Genomic DNA, 14960 nt, shown 5'->3' on the forward strand with positions numbered 1-14960 from the left:
TGATCCCGGATTCTCGCCCTCGGCGAGCACCGGGACGACGCGGAGGGCCGTTCGAGATTCGGTCGCCAAGTCCGACGTGACGACGTCGAACCGACGAAGTCCGGATCACTTCCCGAAATCGACCTTCGCGCCCTTCTCGACGTGCCTGGCCAGATCGCGGGCATCCCAGTTGGTGAGCCGGACGCAGCCGTGCGACTCGGTCTTGCCGACCTTCTCCGGCTCGGGCGTGCCGTGGATGCCGTAGCCGTCATTGCCCGAGAGGTCGATCCAGACCACGCCGACCGGGTTGTTCGGGCCGGGCTTGATGGTGAACTTGCGCTTCGCCTCGACGCCCTTGAACTCGTATTTGGGATTGTAGGTGTAGGTCGGATCGAAGGCGACGCCCTCGACCTTCAGGACGCCGCTCGGCGCCGGCTTCTCCTCGCTGCCGATCGAGGCCGGATAGAGGTGCAGCAGTGCCCCGTCCTCGCCGTAGGCGCGGACCTGGAGCGCGTCCTTGTCGACCTCGATGCGGCTGACCTTCGGCGCCTCGGGCAGTTCCTTGGCGGGGATGCGCCCGGTCTCGAGCCGTGGCACCGCCGCGACGGTGATCGCCGTGCCGGCCTTGGTCAGCGGCTTGTCGGGGTTGAGCGCCTCGAGCAGCGCCTTGCTCATGTGGAAGCGCTCGGCCAGCATCTCGGCCGGCGAGGTGTAGGAGAGCGCCTTGAGGTCGGCCTGCTCCTCCATCTTCGGCGGGATCGTCTCGGCATACGGGCCGGCGACGTCCTCGTCGGTCAGCGTGTACTGCGTCACCGCCGGGTCCTGGCTCATCCCGGACAAGGCCTGCCACAGCGTCGCGTCGAGCGCGCCCGAGAAGGACCGGCCCTTGGCCTTGGCGAAGCCCGCGAGCGCCCCGCGCAGGTTGTCGCCGTCGCGCCCGTCGATGGCGCCGGGCGAGAAGCCGGCCCGGTCGAGCAGAACCTGCGTCCGGATCGTCAGCGGGTCGGGCCGCTTCTCGGCCGTCTTCTTCCCGGCCGCCTTGTCGGCAGCCTTGGCCTTGTCCGCCTTCTCGCCCGGCTTGCCGCCCTCCTCGGGCGCGCCGGCGGCGAACTGAGCCTGGTTGATCGCCTCCGGCGTCAGCGGAGCCTCCGCGGCGCCGGCCGCGCCCGACATCCCCATCATCAGCAGAGCCGTCCCGAGCCTCGCCGCCCTTCGCATCCGCGTGTCTCCCGCTATCCAGCAAGGCCTAAAAGCCGCGGATGCCGTCTCCCGTTCCCGCTCACTGGCACAGGCGGTGCCCGGCCGGGCGTTCGCGCTCGTCGAGGTGGAGATGGTTGGCGTGGGCCGCGTCCGAGCCGGGCCCGAGCACCGTGCGGAAGAAGCCGCAGGCGCGCGCCCGCACGGCGGCCTCGAAGGCGGCCTCCGGCGTACCCTCCCGCGTCGCGCCGACGGCGAGCGGGGCCCGGCCCTCGATCGTGAATCCCATCACGTCGACGCCGTTGGCGTAGGCGTGCTCGCTGAGCTTGGCGCTCGGGTCGTGGTTCTGGCCGCGGCACTCGTAGGAGCCGCCGATCTGGAATTTCTGCGGCGCCTTGCCGAGGGTGCGCTCGGCGATCACCCGCACCTCGGTGCTCCAGCGGGCCAGGGCCTCGGCGGCGGTACAGGTCAGGGTGGCGGCCGGCGCGAGCGTCACGCCGTCCGGCAGCTCGGTCACGCGCAGGGGCCTCGCCGCCCCGCACAGCCCGTCCGACAGCGCCGCCACCGGCTCGGCCCTGGCGCCGAGACGCTCGAGACGGCGCAGGCAGGCGGTGTCGTCGGGCACGATCGTGGCCGGGGTCGGCGCCGGGCCGGAGGGCAGGTCGGCGGGCCGCTCGGGCGGCAGCGGCGCCGGCTCCGGCACCGGCGCGGCCGGCGTTTCCCTGACGGCCTCCTTCGGGACCGGCTCCTTGGCCGTCTGGTCCTTGGCAGCCGGGTCCTTAGCAGCCGGGTCCTTGGCAGCCGGCTCCTTGGCCTCCTCGGGCCGCGGCGGCGGCAGGGGAACCTGATCGGCGGGGACCCGGCTCAGGGGCGGTGAAGCGGCAGGTGCCTGTGCGGCGGCCTGACACGTTGCGAGCGTCGCCCCCATCAGCGCGGCCAGAATCCGCCCGGCGATCCTATCCGGCATGGCCCTCACTCCCATCGCGCGACCCTCGCCGGCCCGGGGGCATCCAGGGAAAGAAGGGACGCGGGATCCCCTCTCCCGGACATCGTGTCGGACGGCCCTCCACAACGGGCGGCCAAGCGTGACCGTTCCCAACCGTGACCGCCGTCCTGCGACCGGCCTTCGCTTGCGCTGCCCGACCCAGGGGCTATCGTCGTCCGCCCATCAGCGAAGAGGACCAGCATGCGCGGCGTCACGGCGGAGCACGAGCCCAACCCTTTCTCCGAGCCGGCATGGACCACGCCGCACGGGCTGCCGCCCTTCGAGCGCATCGCGCCCGCCCATTACGAGCCGGCCTTCGAGCGGGCGTTGGCCCAGCACGTCGCCGAGATCGAGGCGATCGCCGGCAATCCCGAGCCGCCGACCTTCGCCAACACGCTCGAGGCGCTGGAGCGCTCCGGCCAGGGGCTGCGCCGCGTCTCCGCGACCTTCTTCAACCTCACCGGCAGCCACACCAACCCGGATCTCCAGGGGGTGGAGCGGGCGGTGGCGCCGCGGCTCGCGCGCCACGGCAGCGCGATCTACCTCAACCCCGACCTGTGGGCGCGGGTCTCCGCGGTGGCTGAGGACGGCCTGTCCGACGAGCAGAAGCGGGTGCGCGAGCGCTATCGCCTGCGCTTCCGCCGCGCCGGGGCCGAGCTCGATGCCGAGGCCAAGGAGCGCATGGCCGCCATCGCGGCGCGGCTCGCCGAGCTCGGCACCCGGTTCAGCCAGAACCTGCTCGCCGACGAGAGCGCCTTCATGCTGGAGCTCTCCGGCGAGGAGGACCTGGCCGGCCTGCCGCCCTTCCTGCGCGCCGCCGCCAGCCGCGCCGCCGAGGAGCGCGGGCTGAAGGGCCGCCACGTCGTCACCCTGTCGCGCTCGCTGATCGACCCGTTCCTGGTCTTCTCGACCCGGCGCGACCTTCGCGAGCGCGCCTACGCCGCCTGGATCCGCCGCGGCGAGAACGGCGGCGACACCGACAACCGGGCGATCATCACCGAGACCCTGCGCCTGCGCGCCGAGCGGGCGCGCCTGCTCGGCTACGCGAGCTACGCCGATTACCGCCTCGACGACACGATGGCGGGCAGCGCCGACGCCGCGGTCGGGCTCCTGGAGGAGGTCTGGGCCCCGGCCCGCGCCCGGGCCGAGGCCGAGCGCGACCGGCTGCAGGCGCTCGCCCGCGAGGACGGCCAGACCGCACCCCTCGCGCCCCACGACTGGCGCCACTACGCCGAGCGCCTGCGCCGGCGCGAGCACGCCCTCGACGAGGGCGAGATCAAGCCGTACTTGGCTCTCGAGGGCATGATCCAGGCCGCCTTCGACACCGCGCACCGCCTGTTCGGCCTCTCCTTCACCGAATTGCACGACGTGCCGCGCTACCACCCGGAGGTGCGGGCCTGGGAGGTCGCCGACCGCGACGGGCGGCTCGTCGGCCTGTTCCTCGGCGACTACTTCGCGCGCGCCAGCAAGCGCTCGGGCGCCTGGATGAGCGGCTTCCGCTCGCAGGAGCGCCTGAGCGGCGAGGTGACGCCGATCATCGTCAACGTGATGAACTTCGCCAAGGGGGCTGAGGGCGAGCCGGCGCTGCTGTCCTTCGACGACGCCCGCACGCTGTTCCACGAATTCGGCCACGCCCTGCACGGGCTCCTGTCGGACGTGACCTACCCGATGCTCGCCGGGACCGCGGTGGCGGGCGACTTCGTCGAGCTGCCGTCGCAGCTCTACGAGCACTGGCTGGAGCAGCCGGAGGTGCTGCGCTCGCACGCCCGCCACTACCGCACCGGCGAGCCGATGCCCGAGGACCTGCTGGCCCGGCTGCTCGCCGCCCGCACCTTCAACCAGGGCTTCGCCACGGTGGAGTACACGGCCTCGGCCATCGTCGACCTCGACCTGCACCTGTCGGGGGAGGCCGAAGCCGGCATCGATCCCCTCGCCTTCGAGGCCGAGTCCCTGCGCCGCATCGGCATGCCGGCCGAGATCGCGATGCGCCACCGCACGCCGCATTTCCAGCACATCTTCGCCGGCGAGGGGTATGCGGCCGGCTACTACAGCTATCTTTGGTCCGAGGTCCTGGACGCCGACGCCTTCGACGCCTTCCGGGAGGCCGGGAACATCTTCGACCCGGCCACCGCCGAGCGCCTGCGCACCTACGTGTACGGCGCCGGCAACCTGCGCGACGCCCGCAGCGCCTACACGGCCTTCCGCGGCCGGCTGCCGAGCACCGCGCCGCTCCTGCGCAAGCGGGGGCTTGCGGCGGCGTAGGCGCCTATCGGCGCAGCAGCCGGCCCATCCCGGCCGCCGCCGCGAGCCAGCCCGCATCCGCCAGGAAGGCGAGCGCGGCCGCGGCGGCCGAGCCCTGAACCAGCGCCAGGGTGTTCTGGTTCTGCAAACCGACGACGATCGGGGTGCCGAGGGTCTGGGCGCCGGCGAGCGCCCCGATCGCCGCGGTCGCGACCGCCAGCACTAGCACCACCCGCAGGGCCTCCAGGATCGGCCCGGCGGCGAGGGGCAGCTCGACCCGGAGCAGCACCTGCGCCGGGGTGAGCCCCATGGCGGTCGCCGCCCGGCGCACGTCGTCCGGCACGGTGGCGAGCGCCCCGACGGTGCCGCGCATCACCGGCATCAGCCCGTAGGCGGCGAGCGCCAGCAGGATCGGGGCCGCGCCGAAGCCGATCACCGGCAGAGCGAGGGCCACCACCACGAGCGGCGGGACGGCCTGCGCCGCCGCGGCCAGGGTGTCGAGGGTCGGGCGCAGGCGCTCCCCGGCGGCGCGGGTCGCCAGGATGCCCAGCGCGAGCCCGGCCCCGCCGGCGAGGACGAACCCGGCGAGCGCCAGGCCGAGATGCTGGCGGGCGAGCCAGGCGAGGCGCCCGGCCGGCACCGGGGTGCCGGCCTGCAGGCCGAGGACGCGCACCACCAACCCGGCGACCTCCGGCAGGCTCAGCCCCGCGAGGGCGAGGCCGAGGAGGAGCGGCGCCAAAGCGGCACGGTGGGCGGCACGGTCGGCGTCGCGATCGGCGCGGGTCATGCCGCCGTCTCCGTGGTCGATCCCGCGAGGAGCGCGAGCCCGGCATCGACCGCCAGCGCCAGCCCGATCACCGGCAGCGCCCCGAGCAGGATCAGGTCCTGGGCGAACTGCGCCATGCCCTCGAACACCACCGCCCCGAGCCCGCCGGCCCCGACGAGGCCGCCGAGGGTGGCGAGCCCGATGCTCTGCACGGCGGCGACCCGCAGCGCCCCGATCAGCACCGGCGCCCCGAGGGGCAGGCGCACCCGCAGCAGCACCTCGCGGGGCGTGAGGCCCATCGCCCGGGCGGCAGCGAGCACGTCGGGATCCGCCGCCGCGAGGCCGGCCGCGAGGCCGCGCACCAGCGGCAGGCCGAGATAGGCGGCGGTGCCGATCACCGCCGGGGTCGGGCCGATGGCGGAGAGGCCGAGGCCGCGCAGCGCCGGCACCGCGGCGAGCAGGCCCGACAGGCCGGCCACCAGGGCGGCGAACAGCGCCAGCGCCGGCACGACCTGGATCCCGCCGAGGAGCCCGTCGGCGACCCGCGACAGGGCTCCGCCGCGCAGGTGGAGGAGCGCCAGCGGCCCGGAGACCAGGAGGGCGAGCCCGAGCGCGGCTCCGGCGAGCCCGAGATGCTGGAGGATCGCCGTCGTCAGGGCCTCCGCCCGCGCCCGGTACTCGACCGCGAGCGAGAGGGCGTCGAGGAGGCCGGCCCTGGCGGCGAGGCCCGTGAGGCCGAGGAGGAGCAGCGCGGCGACGAACCCGCCGCGGCGCGGCAACACCAATCGAACGGCCTCCGCGACGAGGCCCGCCAGGCCGAGCCCGGCGAGCCAGGCGCCCGAGCCGAGGGCGGCGCGGGCGGCCGGCGGCTGCCCGGCGAGCAGGCCGGCGGCGCCCTGCCCGGCACCGAGGAGCAGGGCGACCCACGCGGCGAGCGCCGCCGCGACGGCGGCGAAGGCCCGCCCGCGCCGCGCCGGGCCCGCGAGCAGCACGGCCGCCAGGATCGCGAAGACCCCCGCCGCGACGCCGGCAAGGCCGCAAGCCACGGGGCTGCCCGGCACGAGGCGGTTCGGCGCCAGGGTGAGGAAGGGCAGGCCGGCGAGCGCCGCGACCGCCAGGGCGGCGAGCGTGGGGGGCAGCCAGGCGGCGGGACGGGGCGCGGCGGGAGCGATCATGAGGCGAGAGCGATCATGGAGAGGACCGCCCCGGCGAGGGGGTCTCCGGCGGAAGGGATTCGAGGTAGCGGCGGGCGACCGCCTCCGGCGTGTCGCCGTCCACGGCGATCCGCGCGTTGAGGCGCCGCAGGGTCGGCAGGTCGAGGCCGCCGAACAGGCGGTCGAGGGCCGGCCCGATCGCCGGGTGGCGGGCGAGGATCGCGCTGCGGATCAGCGGGGCGGGCTCGTAGACGATCTGGGCGCCGGCGGGATCGCTCATCACCGCCACGTCGAGGGCGGCGATCGCCCCGTCGGTGCCGTAGACCATGCCGGCATTGACCCCGCTGATGCCCTGCGCCGCGGCCCGCAGCGTGACCGCCGTGTCGCCGCCCGGCAGCATCACGATCCGCTCCCGCGGCATCGTGAAACCGTAGGCCTGCTCGAAGGACGGCAGCGCGGCGGGGCTCTCGACGAACTCCGCGGAGGCCGCGAGCTCGATCAGGCCGCGCCGGACCGCGCCGGCGAAATCCGCCATCGTGGCGAGGCGCTCGGCCCGGGCGAGGCCGCCCTGCACGGCGATCTGCCAGGTGTTGTTGGCCGGCGCCGCCTTCAGCCAGGTGAGGCCGTTCCTGGCGTCGAAGGCCTTCGCCGCCGCGTAGGCGCTGTCGGCCCGGCGCCAGACCGGATCGGACTCGGTGCCCGAGAAGAAGGCGGCGTTGCCGGTATATTCGGGATAGGCGTCGATCTCGCCGGAGGTCAGCGCGGTGCGCACGATGCGGGTCGGGCCGAGCTGGAGGCGGGCCGAGACCGGCACGCCGAGGCGCTGCAGGATCATGACGATCAGGTGGCCGAGGAGGATGCCCTCCCCGTGGCTCTTCGAGGCCACGATGACGGGCTTGTCGACGGGCGTGTCGGCCCGAGCCCCCGTCGCGACGCCGAGGCCCGCGAGCGCCCCCGCGATCACGGCGCGCCGATTCAAGGGGGGGCGGGCGCAGTGGCGCCGCTGCATCGCGTCCCAGGTCGGTGCGCTTGACATGTCTGCCTTTCCGGGCGACGGCTCACCGGCGCAGGTACTGGGTACCGGCGTGGACTCGCACGGGCTGCGGGCGATTGAAACCCCTGACGGCTTTGCGGTTTCCGCAACGGCAGGGACGAGTCGGTCGAACCCCGGAACGGGGCGTTGAGGGAAAGAATTCCGGCGTGGGCACGGACACAAGCGAAGACCTCCTGAACGGTGCCCGCGTCCTCGTGGTGGAGGACGAAGCGGCGATCTCGATGCTGCTGGAGGACATGCTGCTCGATTTCGGCTGCGAGGTCGTGGGTCCGGCGGCCCGGCTGAGCAAGGCGCTCGAGATGGCCGAGAGCGAGAGCTTCGTGGTCGCGATCCTCGACGTCAACGTCGCCGGCGAGCCGATCTACCCCGTCGCCGAGGCGATCGTGCGCCGCGGCCTGCCGCTGGTCTTCTCCACCGGCTACGGCGGCGCCGGCATCCGCGAGCCTTTTCGCGATCGTCCGGTGGTGCAGAAGCCGTTCAGCCAGCAGGACCTCAAGCGCACCCTGATCGCCGCGATCGCGGCGGCGTCGGGCTGAGTTCTCACAGAGATCGACACCGCTCCGCGTCGTCCCGGGGCGAGCCGCGGGATGACCTGGAGGGGGTGACCGCGTCGCGTGAGCGGCGCATCGAGGCCGCGCCTCAGCGAATCGCCCCGGCCCTGGCCCCGATCGCCCGCCGCTCGGCCGGCTCGCAGCGCTCGGCCGCCTCCTGCGCCTCGACGCGGCGCTTGAACGCACCCCACGCCATCAGCGTGCAGCCGCAGCCGTCGCACTCGATCATGGCGTCGTCGTTCAGGTCGGCCGGCAGGCGGACCGCCGGCGAGCCGCAGGACTCGCATCCGAACCCGCTGCGCATCTCGAGACCTCCCTCTCGCGTTCCGGTCCTGCCCGCAAGCTTAAGTATGCTGCGCTGCACGCAAGATGAACGGAATCGCGAAACGGCTACGCATCCAGCTCGAAGGCGGAGACGACGTGGCGCGGCCAGCGCCCGGGCGCGACGAAGACCGCGTCGGCCCGCAGGGTCAGGCCGGCGCTCCAGGGCGAGCGGGCGATCCAGGCCCGCACCGCGCGGGAGAACAGCCGGCGCTTGCGGGCGTCGATGGCGACGGAGGCCTCGTCGAGCGTCGGCCGCGCCTTGACCTCGACGAAGGCGACGACGCTGCCGCGGCGCACGATCAGGTCGATCTCGCCGCCACCGACCGAGACCCGCCAGGCGAGCGGCCGGTAGCCCTTGGCGATGAGGGCGAGCGCCGCCAGCAGCTCGGCCCGGCGGCCGCGCGCGAAGGTCAGCCGGCGCCGCCGCGCCGCCTCAGGCGTCGCCGGCATCGTCGGCGCGGCGGGCCAGCACCAGGGCGCGGGCATAGACCTCGCGCCGCTTCAGGCCCGTCTCGTCGGCGACGAGGGAGGCGGCGTCCTTGATCGAGTGGCGGGCGAGCGCCGCCTCGAGGCGGGCATCGAGGTCGGCGTCGTGTTCCGGGCCCGGCGCGTCCTCGGGCGCGGTGCCGATCACCACCACCACCTCGCCCTTCGGCGGGCCGGAGGCGGCATACTCGGCGGCGAGCCCGGCGAGGTCGCCCCGGCGCACGGTCTCGAACAGCTTGGTCAGCTCGCGCGCCACCGCGGCGGGCCGGGTGCCGCCCAGCACGTCGGCGGCGTCGGCCAGCATCTCGGGCAGGCGGTGGGGCGCCTCGAACAGGACCAGCGTGCCGGGCACGGCGCCCAGCGTCGCGAGGCGGTTGCGCCGCGCGCCGCTCTTCTGCGGCAGGAAGCCCTCGAAGAAGAACCGGTCGGTCGGCAGGCCCGCGGCGACGAGCGCGGTGATGGCCGCCGAGGGGCCGGGGATCGGCGTCACGGCGAGCCCCGCCTCGATCGCGGCCTGGACCAGCTTGAAGCCGGGATCGGAGACCAGCGGCGTGCCGGCATCCGAGACCAGCGCCAGCGCCTCGCCCGCCTTGATCCGGGCGATCATCCGCTCGCGCACCCCCTCGCCCGAATGCTCGTGATAGGCGACGAGCGGCGTGGTGATGCCGTAATGGGCGAGCAGCGTGCGGGTGACCCGGGTGTCCTCCGCCAGCACCGCGTCGGCGGCGGCGAGCGTCGAGAGCGCCCGGAAGGTCACGTCCTTCAGGTTGCCGATCGGCGTCGCCACCACGTGCAGGCCGGGCGACAGGGGCTCGGCCTCGGCGGCGAGGCCGAAGGCGGTGTAGACCGCCGGGCCCCGGCCGGTCGCGGACCGCTCCGGGGGACGGCGGCGAGGATCGTCGCTGCGCTGGGTCATCGCCCGGGACAGTGCCACGGCGCAACCCCCCAGCGCCATCGCGGCGTGGGCGGGAGCGGTCGTTTACTTTTCGTCGGCAGACTTTATGCACCGGGCATGGATGTTGCTGTCCGGTTGCCGGTGCCGATTCGCGGCGCGGCCGCGGGCGGAGCGGGGGAGCGGGCGATGGGGGGCATCGGCCTCGACACTCTGGGGCGTCTCGGGCGGAGCGCCGCGACGCTCGCGGCCCTTCTGGCGCTCGGCGCCTGCGGCGGGGTCGACAGCCCGGTCGTCGCGACCCGCACCGCACCGGTCGAGGCACCGGCCGCGCCGGCCGGCGACGGGACGGTACTGGGCACCGGCAGCGTCAAGGTCGCGCTGATCCTGCCGCTCTCCGGTCCCGGCGCCGCGGTCGGCGCGGGCCTGCGCAACGCCGCCACCCTCGCCCTCGACGAATCGCAGAGCCCCGATCTCAAGATCCTGGTGAAGGACGACCGCAGCACGCCGGAGGGCGCCCGCGAGGCCGCGGCCGCGGCCCTCGCCGAGGGGGCTGAGCTCGTCATCGGCCCGCTCTTCGCCGCCACGGTGCAGTCCGCCGCCGCCACGGCGCGGCCGGCCGGCAAGCCGGTGATCGCCTTCTCGACCGATGCCAGCGTGGCGGCGCGCGGCGTCTACCTCCTGAGCTTCCTGCCCCAGACCGAGGTCGACCGGATCATCGACGAGACCACGGCGGCCGGGCGGCGCTCCTTCGTGGCGCTGATCCCGGAGACGACCTACGGCAGCGTCGTCGAGGCGCAGTTCCGCGAGGCGGTGGCGCGCCGCGGCGGCCGCGTGGTGGCGATCGAGCGCTACCCCGCCGGCAACCCGGCCGCCGCGATCGGGCGCGTCGCGTCGCTGATCGCCGGCCCGGCGCCGCAGGCCGACGCGCTGTTCCTGCCCGACACGCCGGAGGGCCTCGCCGCCGCGGGCGCGGCGCTCACCCGCGCGGGCTTCAACCCGGCCCGGGTGAAGCCGGTCGGCACCGCGGTCTGGAACGACCCGCGGGTCTTCGCCCTGCCGGCCTTCCAGGGCGGCTGGTTCGCCGCCGCGGATCCCGCCGGCTTCTCCGGCTTCAGCCAGCGCTACCGCGCCCGGTTCGGCTCGGATCCGGTCCGCGTCGCGACGCTCGCCTACGACGCGGTCTCGCTGGCCGCGGCGCTCAACCGGCAATACGGCTCGCAGCGCTTCGCCGACGCCACGCTCACCAACCCGTCGGGCTTCGCCGGGGTCGACGGCACCTTCCGGTTCCGCCCGGAAGGGACCAGCGACCGCACCCTCGCGGTGTTCGAGATCCGCGGGAACGGCGCGACGATCGCCAGCCCGGCGCCGCGGGCGCTCGGGCCGTCGGGGACCTGAATCAGGCCGCGAGCTCGGCCACCACGGCGTTGAGCACCGGCGCCCCCTTCGGGGTCGCCGCGAGGCGATCGTCGGGCCTGCGCGCGACGAGGCCCGCCTCGACGAGGCCGGCGACGCGGTCCGGATCGAGGGAACGCCCCGCGAGCGCGGCGTAGCGCGCCGGATCGATGCCCTCGCGCAGGCGCAGGCCCATCATCAGGAACTCGTCGGCCTGGTCGCCGGGGCTCAAGGCTTCCGTCTCGACGATGCCGTGCCCCTCGCACTCGGCGCGGGCGAGCCAGGCCTCCGGGTTGCGCTCGGTCGAGGTGCCGGTGCGGCCCTCGGGCAGGACCAGGCGGCCATGGGCGCCGGGGCCGATGCCCGCATACTCGCCGTAGCGCCAGTAGAGCAGGTTGTGGCGCGATTCGGCGCCGGGCCGGGCGTGGTTCGAGATCTCGTAGGCCGGCAGGCCGGCGGCCGCGCAGACCTCCTGCGTCACGTCGTAGAGGACCCGCGCCGTGTCGTCGTCCGGCACGGCGAGCTTGCCGGCGGCGGCGAGCCCGTAGAACGGCGTCCCCTCCTCGATGGTGAGCTGGTAGAGCGAGAGGTGCTCCGCCGCCCGGTCGATCGCCCCGCGCAGCTCCGCCGCCCAGGCCTCGGGCGTCTGGTCGGGGCGGGCGTAGATCAGGTCGAAGGAGGTGCGCTCGAAATGCGCCGCGGCGGTCTCGACCGCCCGCAGCGCCTCCGCGGTGCTGTGGAGCCGGCCGAGCTTCCTCAGCGAGGCGTCGTCGAGGGCCTGGACCCCGAGCGAGACCCGGTTGACCCCGGCGGCCCGGTAGCCGCGGAACCGGCCGGCCTCGACGCTGGTGGGGTTGGCTTCCAGCGTCACCTCGACGTCGGGCGCCATGCTCCAGGCTCCCGCCACCGCGTCGAGGAGCGCGCCGACCGTCGCCGGCTCCATCAGCGAGGGCGTGCCGCCGCCGAGGAAGATGCTGGTGACGGTGCGGCCCGGCGCGAGCGCGGCGGCGTGCGCGATCTCCCGCGCGAAGGCGGCGCGCCACCGCGCCTGGTCGATGGCCGCGTGGCGGACGTGGCTGTTGAAGTCGCAGTACGGGCACTTCGCGGCGCAGAAGGGCCAGTGCAGGTAGACCCCGAAGCCGACGTCCCGGGTCGGATGTTCGATCATCCGGCGGATGTGCCGACCTTGGGGCCGCGGCGCAAGGGGCTGCGGCGCCTACACCGGCAGGCCGTGATGCCGCCTTGCGATCAGGCATTCCGGATCGCCGGGCTCGCAGGTGCGGCACACCTCCGGGCGCACCGCGTAGACCTTGCAGGCCACCCGCTCCCCGACGCGGCCCTCGAGGGCCGAGCAGCGCTCGCCCTCGCAACGCATCCGCCCGGCCGGATCGTCGACATACGCCGCCGGGATGCGGGCGATGTCGGCATCGTCCTCGGTGCTGAAGCGCGGCCACTCGGCCGAGTACGCGCAGCAGGCCCCGCATTCCTGGCAGGCGAAGCCGCCCGGGTCGGCGGGGTCGCGCGTCACGGGGTCAGGCCCGGCGCCGCCGGGGGGATCGGGCGCGGGCGGCCGTCGTCGTCGATCGCCACGAAGGTGAACACCCCGACCGTCACCTTCTCGCGGGTCTGGGTGCGGAAGCGCCGGGCCCAGGCCTCGATCTGGATCCGCATCGAGGTGCGCCCGGTGGCCACCACCTGGGTGTAGACGCAGAGCACGTCGCCGACCCGGACCGGCCGCAGGAAGGTCATGCCGTCGACCGCCACCGTGACCACGCGTCCCTGCCCGTGCTCGACCCCGGCGATGCCGCCGGCCTGGTCCATCTGCGACATCACCCAGCCGCCGAAGATGTCGCCGTTGGCGTTGGTGTCGGCGGGCATCGCGATGGTCCGCACCGTGAGGTCGCCCTGCGGGCGCCCGCCCGTGTCCTCGGTCTGCGCCATGATGCCCCAGCCTCCCCCAAGGTCACTCGCACCAGGTCCACTCGCCCCTGGTCTCCCGCGCGAGCATAGGGCATCGAGGCGCCGGAGCGCGAGCGCCCCGAATCGACGGTCCGCGGTTTCTTCCCCCCGCACTCGGCCCTAGGTTCGGCGGCACGCCATCAGCCGGAGGACGCACCATGATCCAGGGCCACCCCACCAGCGGCGCGGAAGCCGACCGCGACTGCCCGGTCCCCCTCGCGACCCTCGGGGAGATCTACCGGGCCGAGCCGGAGGACCTGCCGGACCTCCTCGACGCCCTGCCGGTGGAGACCCGCGCCAAGCTCGCGGGCTACCTCTACGCCAAGAGCCACACCCATAAGCTCGGCCTCACCGTCGCCCGCACCTGCGGCAAGGACGACCTCGTGAAGGCGCTCGGCGAGATCGGCGCCGTGGTCCACGGCCAGGCCCACCTGCCGCCGCCCAAGCCCGTGCAGGCCGCGCCCGCCGCGCCCCAGGCCCGCAAGATCAGCCTCGGCGGCTCGGGGGCGAAGCGCAGCTTCGATTGACAAGGTCCGGGCCCCGACGGGGCCCGCCCCTCAGAGGCTTTCGGTGCCGCACCACTCGGCGACGAACAGGGCCATCGCGGTGGTGATGCGCTTCAGCGAGGCGAGGCTCACCCGCTCGTCGAAGCCGTGGATGTTCTCGCTCTTCGGCCCGTAGCAGAGCGCCGGCACCCGGTCGTAGAGGGCGTGGACCCGGGTATCGAGGTAGCCGGCGGTCATGAAGCTCCTGAGCTGCGCCCCCGTCGCCGCCGCGTGCGCCCGGCCGAGCACGGCCTCGGCCTCCGAGCCCTCCTCCAGCACGTAGCCCTCGGCGAAGAAGCCGTGGAAGCCGACCTGCGGCGGGCTGTTCGACAGGAACGCGTCGTCGCGGGCGAAGGCCTGCACCGCCGCCTCGATCTCGCGGGCGGCCTGCGCCGCGCTGGTGCCCGGATAGATCGCGATGCGGCAGTCGATCCGGCACCAGGCCGGCACCGAGGAGGCCCAGTCGCCGCCCTCGATCCGGCCGATATTGAGGTTGATCGGGTGCGCCTCGCCCTCGAAATGCGGGCGACCGGCCTTGTCGGCGTTCCAGCGCGCCTCGAGTTCCCGCAGCGCCCCGATCACCCGGTAGGCCGCGTCGATGGCGTTCGCGCCCGTGCCCATTTCGCGCACGTGGACCGGCCGGCCCCGGACCTCGACACGGAACCACAGCACGCCGGTATTGGCGCGCACCAGCATCTCCTCCTCGGGCTCGGGGATCAGCACCGCGTCGGCGCGGTAGCCGCGCAGGTGGGTCATCAGGGCGCCGTTGCCGGTCGATTCCTCCTCGACCACCGATTGCAGGGTCACGGTGGCGGCAGGCTGGAGGCCGAGGCTGCGGAGCGCGTCAAGAGCGAACAGGTTGGCGGCGTGCCCGGCCTTCATGTCGGCGCCGCCGCGGCCGTAGAGCCAGTCGCCCTCGACCACCGGCTCGAAGGGCGGGTGGGTCCAGAGGTCGGCGGGGCCCGGCGGCACCACGTCGACATGGGCCTGGAGGATCAGCGAGCGCCCCCGCTCCTCCCGCGGCCGGTGGATGCCGACGACGATCGGCGCCTCGGAATGCTCCGGGCTGAAGCGTGCCCCGCCCGGATGCGCCTCGATCTGCGCCCGGTCCATGGCGAAGCGGTCCATGGCGTAGCCGCGCTCACGGTACTCACGGAACACGAAGTCCTGGATCGCCTGCTCGTCGCCCCGGATCGAGGGGAAGCGCATCAGCGCCTGGGTGTGGGCGATCTGCTCGGAGAAACCGTCGGCGACGGCCGTGATGATGCGGTCGCGCAACGCAGGGTCCAGGGGCATCGGGGGCTCCTCTCAAGGCGCCCCCGTCATAGCCTGGGAAGCGGCGCAGCACCTATGCCCTGGGCACGTGATGCCGTGCGCCGCCGACCAGGCAGTCACGTCGAACCGGGGTCTTCATCGCCAACTCACCGCGCCA

The 14960-nt window shown here is 74.4% G+C and carries 16 protein-coding genes; 4 read left to right on the forward strand and 12 right to left on the reverse strand.

Annotation, left to right across the window (positions count from 1 at the left end):
* Positions 1-105 precede the first annotated feature (105 nt).
* Together DK419_RS07980 and DK419_RS07985 are read right to left on the reverse strand one after the other, a co-directional pair.
* The gene (locus DK419_RS07980; protein ID WP_109958603.1) at positions 106-1197 is read right to left on the reverse strand and encodes a L,D-transpeptidase; all 1092 of its coding nucleotides are present in this window, start codon (positions 1195-1197) and stop codon (positions 106-108) included.
* Between the two features lie 61 nt (positions 1198-1258).
* The gene (locus tag DK419_RS07985; protein ID WP_109958604.1) at positions 1259-2143 is read right to left on the reverse strand and encodes an extensin-like domain-containing protein; all 885 of its coding nucleotides are present in this window, start codon (positions 2141-2143) and stop codon (positions 1259-1261) included.
* Positions 2144-2362: 219 nt separating this feature from the next.
* Here DK419_RS07985 and DK419_RS07990 point away from each other — a divergent pair, with 219 nt between their 5' ends.
* Complete coding sequence (locus DK419_RS07990) at positions 2363-4423, forward strand: M3 family metallopeptidase (RefSeq protein WP_109958605.1); 2061 nt, start codon at positions 2363-2365, stop codon at positions 4421-4423.
* A gap of 4 nt (positions 4424-4427) precedes the next feature.
* On the opposite strand, the gene DK419_RS07995 is transcribed toward DK419_RS07990, so the two are convergent.
* The 3 genes from DK419_RS07995 to DK419_RS08005 are packed head-to-tail and all read right to left on the reverse strand — an operon-like array spanning position 4428 to position 7358.
* The gene (locus DK419_RS07995) at positions 4428-5189 is read right to left on the reverse strand and encodes an ABC transporter permease (RefSeq protein WP_109958606.1); all 762 of its coding nucleotides are present in this window, start codon (positions 5187-5189) and stop codon (positions 4428-4430) included.
* Positions 5186-6343: an ABC transporter permease subunit gene (locus tag DK419_RS08000; RefSeq protein ID WP_109958607.1), complete on the reverse strand. Its 1158-nt coding sequence runs from the start codon at positions 6341-6343 to the stop codon at positions 5186-5188. Before DK419_RS08000 ends, DK419_RS07995 begins: the two co-directional genes overlap by 4 nt.
* 13 nt (positions 6344-6356) lie before the next feature.
* The gene (locus tag DK419_RS08005) at positions 6357-7358 is read right to left on the reverse strand and encodes a glycine betaine ABC transporter substrate-binding protein (RefSeq protein WP_245442869.1); all 1002 of its coding nucleotides are present in this window, start codon (positions 7356-7358) and stop codon (positions 6357-6359) included.
* Between the two features lie 164 nt (positions 7359-7522).
* On the opposite strand from DK419_RS08005, the gene DK419_RS08010 reads away from it, so the two are divergent.
* Complete coding sequence (locus tag DK419_RS08010) at positions 7523-7912, forward strand: response regulator (RefSeq protein ID WP_109958609.1); 390 nt, start codon at positions 7523-7525, stop codon at positions 7910-7912.
* 103 nt (positions 7913-8015) lie between these two features.
* Here DK419_RS08010 and DK419_RS08015 read toward each other — a convergent pair whose 3' ends face one another.
* The 3 genes from DK419_RS08015 to rsmI all read right to left on the reverse strand — a co-directional run bounded on the left by DK419_RS08015 (position 8016) and on the right by rsmI (position 9653).
* On the reverse strand, positions 8016-8231 hold the full coding sequence (locus tag DK419_RS08015) for a hypothetical protein (protein WP_109958610.1): 216 nt from the start codon (positions 8229-8231) through the stop codon (positions 8016-8018).
* Positions 8232-8317: 86 nt separating this feature from the next.
* Positions 8318-8701, reverse strand: coding sequence for a YraN family protein (locus tag DK419_RS08020; protein WP_208642296.1), 384 nt, complete (start codon positions 8699-8701; stop codon positions 8318-8320).
* Positions 8685-9653: a 16S rRNA (cytidine(1402)-2'-O)-methyltransferase gene (gene rsmI, locus DK419_RS08025; protein ID WP_109962189.1), complete on the reverse strand. Its 969-nt coding sequence runs from the start codon at positions 9651-9653 to the stop codon at positions 8685-8687. The genes DK419_RS08020 and rsmI overlap by 17 nt, the downstream gene beginning before the upstream one ends.
* Positions 9654-9818: 165 nt before the next feature.
* On the opposite strand from rsmI, the gene DK419_RS08030 reads away from it, so the two are divergent.
* On the forward strand, positions 9819-11027 hold the full coding sequence (locus DK419_RS08030) for a penicillin-binding protein activator (RefSeq protein ID WP_109958612.1): 1209 nt from the start codon (positions 9819-9821) through the stop codon (positions 11025-11027).
* 1 nt (position 11028) lies between these two features.
* Here DK419_RS08030 and hemW read toward each other — a convergent pair whose 3' ends face one another.
* The 3 genes from hemW to yciA are packed head-to-tail and all read right to left on the reverse strand — an operon-like array spanning position 11029 to position 12965.
* On the reverse strand, positions 11029-12192 hold the full coding sequence (gene hemW, locus DK419_RS08035; RefSeq protein ID WP_109958613.1) for a radical SAM family heme chaperone HemW: 1164 nt from the start codon (positions 12190-12192) through the stop codon (positions 11029-11031).
* Positions 12193-12240: 48 nt separating this feature from the next.
* Positions 12241-12552 carry a YkgJ family cysteine cluster protein gene (locus DK419_RS08040; protein WP_109958614.1) on the reverse strand — a complete coding sequence of 104 codons (312 nt, stop codon included), beginning with the start codon at positions 12550-12552 and terminating at the stop codon, positions 12241-12243.
* A complete protein-coding gene (gene yciA / locus DK419_RS08045; RefSeq protein ID WP_109958615.1) occupies positions 12549-12965 on the reverse strand; it encodes an acyl-CoA thioester hydrolase YciA in 417 nt (138 codons plus the stop codon). The genes DK419_RS08040 and yciA overlap by 4 nt, the downstream gene beginning before the upstream one ends.
* Before the next feature lie 176 nt (positions 12966-13141).
* Between yciA and DK419_RS08050 the strand changes: the two genes are divergently transcribed.
* The gene (locus tag DK419_RS08050) at positions 13142-13510 is read left to right on the forward strand and encodes a hypothetical protein (protein ID WP_109958616.1); all 369 of its coding nucleotides are present in this window, start codon (positions 13142-13144) and stop codon (positions 13508-13510) included.
* Positions 13511-13540: 30 nt separating this feature from the next.
* Here DK419_RS08050 and DK419_RS08055 read toward each other — a convergent pair whose 3' ends face one another.
* Positions 13541-14824, reverse strand: a complete 1284-nt coding sequence (locus tag DK419_RS08055; protein WP_109958617.1) for an ArgE/DapE family deacylase — start codon at positions 14822-14824, stop codon at positions 13541-13543.
* Positions 14825-14960 lie beyond the last annotated feature (136 nt).

The sequence above is a fragment of the Methylobacterium terrae genome, assembly GCF_003173755.1.
Taxonomy (GTDB): Bacteria; Pseudomonadota; Alphaproteobacteria; order Rhizobiales; family Beijerinckiaceae; genus Methylobacterium; species Methylobacterium terrae.

Bases quoted from the DNA above. Each gene is read 5' to 3' on its own strand.
- DK419_RS07995 (WP_109958606.1), bottom strand. From the start codon at position 5,189: ATGACCCGCGCCGATCGCGACGCCGACCGTGCCGCCCACCGTGCCGCT.
- DK419_RS08015 (WP_109958610.1), bottom strand. From the start codon at position 8,231: ATGCGCAGCGGGTTCGGATGCGAGTCCTGCGGCTCGCCGGCGGTCCGC.
- DK419_RS08055 (WP_109958617.1), bottom strand. From the start codon at position 14,824: ATGCCCCTGGACCCTGCGTTGCGCGACCGCATCATCACGGCCGTCGCC.
- hemW (WP_109958613.1), bottom strand. From the start codon at position 12,192: ATGATCGAACATCCGACCCGGGACGTCGGCTTCGGGGTCTACCTGCAC.
- DK419_RS07990 (WP_109958605.1), top strand. From the start codon at position 2,363: ATGCGCGGCGTCACGGCGGAGCACGAGCCCAACCCTTTCTCCGAGCCG.
- DK419_RS08020 (WP_208642296.1), bottom strand. From the start codon at position 8,701: ATGCCGGCGACGCCTGAGGCGGCGCGGCGGCGCCGGCTGACCTTCGCG.
- DK419_RS08000 (WP_109958607.1), bottom strand. From the start codon at position 6,343: ATGATCGCTCCCGCCGCGCCCCGTCCCGCCGCCTGGCTGCCCCCCACG.
- DK419_RS07985 (WP_109958604.1), bottom strand. From the start codon at position 2,143: ATGCCGGATAGGATCGCCGGGCGGATTCTGGCCGCGCTGATGGGGGCG.
- yciA (WP_109958615.1), bottom strand. From the start codon at position 12,965: ATGGCGCAGACCGAGGACACGGGCGGGCGCCCGCAGGGCGACCTCACG.
- DK419_RS08005 (WP_245442869.1), bottom strand. From the start codon at position 7,358: ATGTCAAGCGCACCGACCTGGGACGCGATGCAGCGGCGCCACTGCGCC.
- DK419_RS07980 (WP_109958603.1), bottom strand. From the start codon at position 1,197: ATGCGAAGGGCGGCGAGGCTCGGGACGGCTCTGCTGATGATGGGGATG.
- DK419_RS08030 (WP_109958612.1), top strand. From the start codon at position 9,819: ATGGGGGGCATCGGCCTCGACACTCTGGGGCGTCTCGGGCGGAGCGCC.
- DK419_RS08050 (WP_109958616.1), top strand. From the start codon at position 13,142: ATGATCCAGGGCCACCCCACCAGCGGCGCGGAAGCCGACCGCGACTGC.
- rsmI (WP_109962189.1), bottom strand. From the start codon at position 9,653: ATGACCCAGCGCAGCGACGATCCTCGCCGCCGTCCCCCGGAGCGGTCC.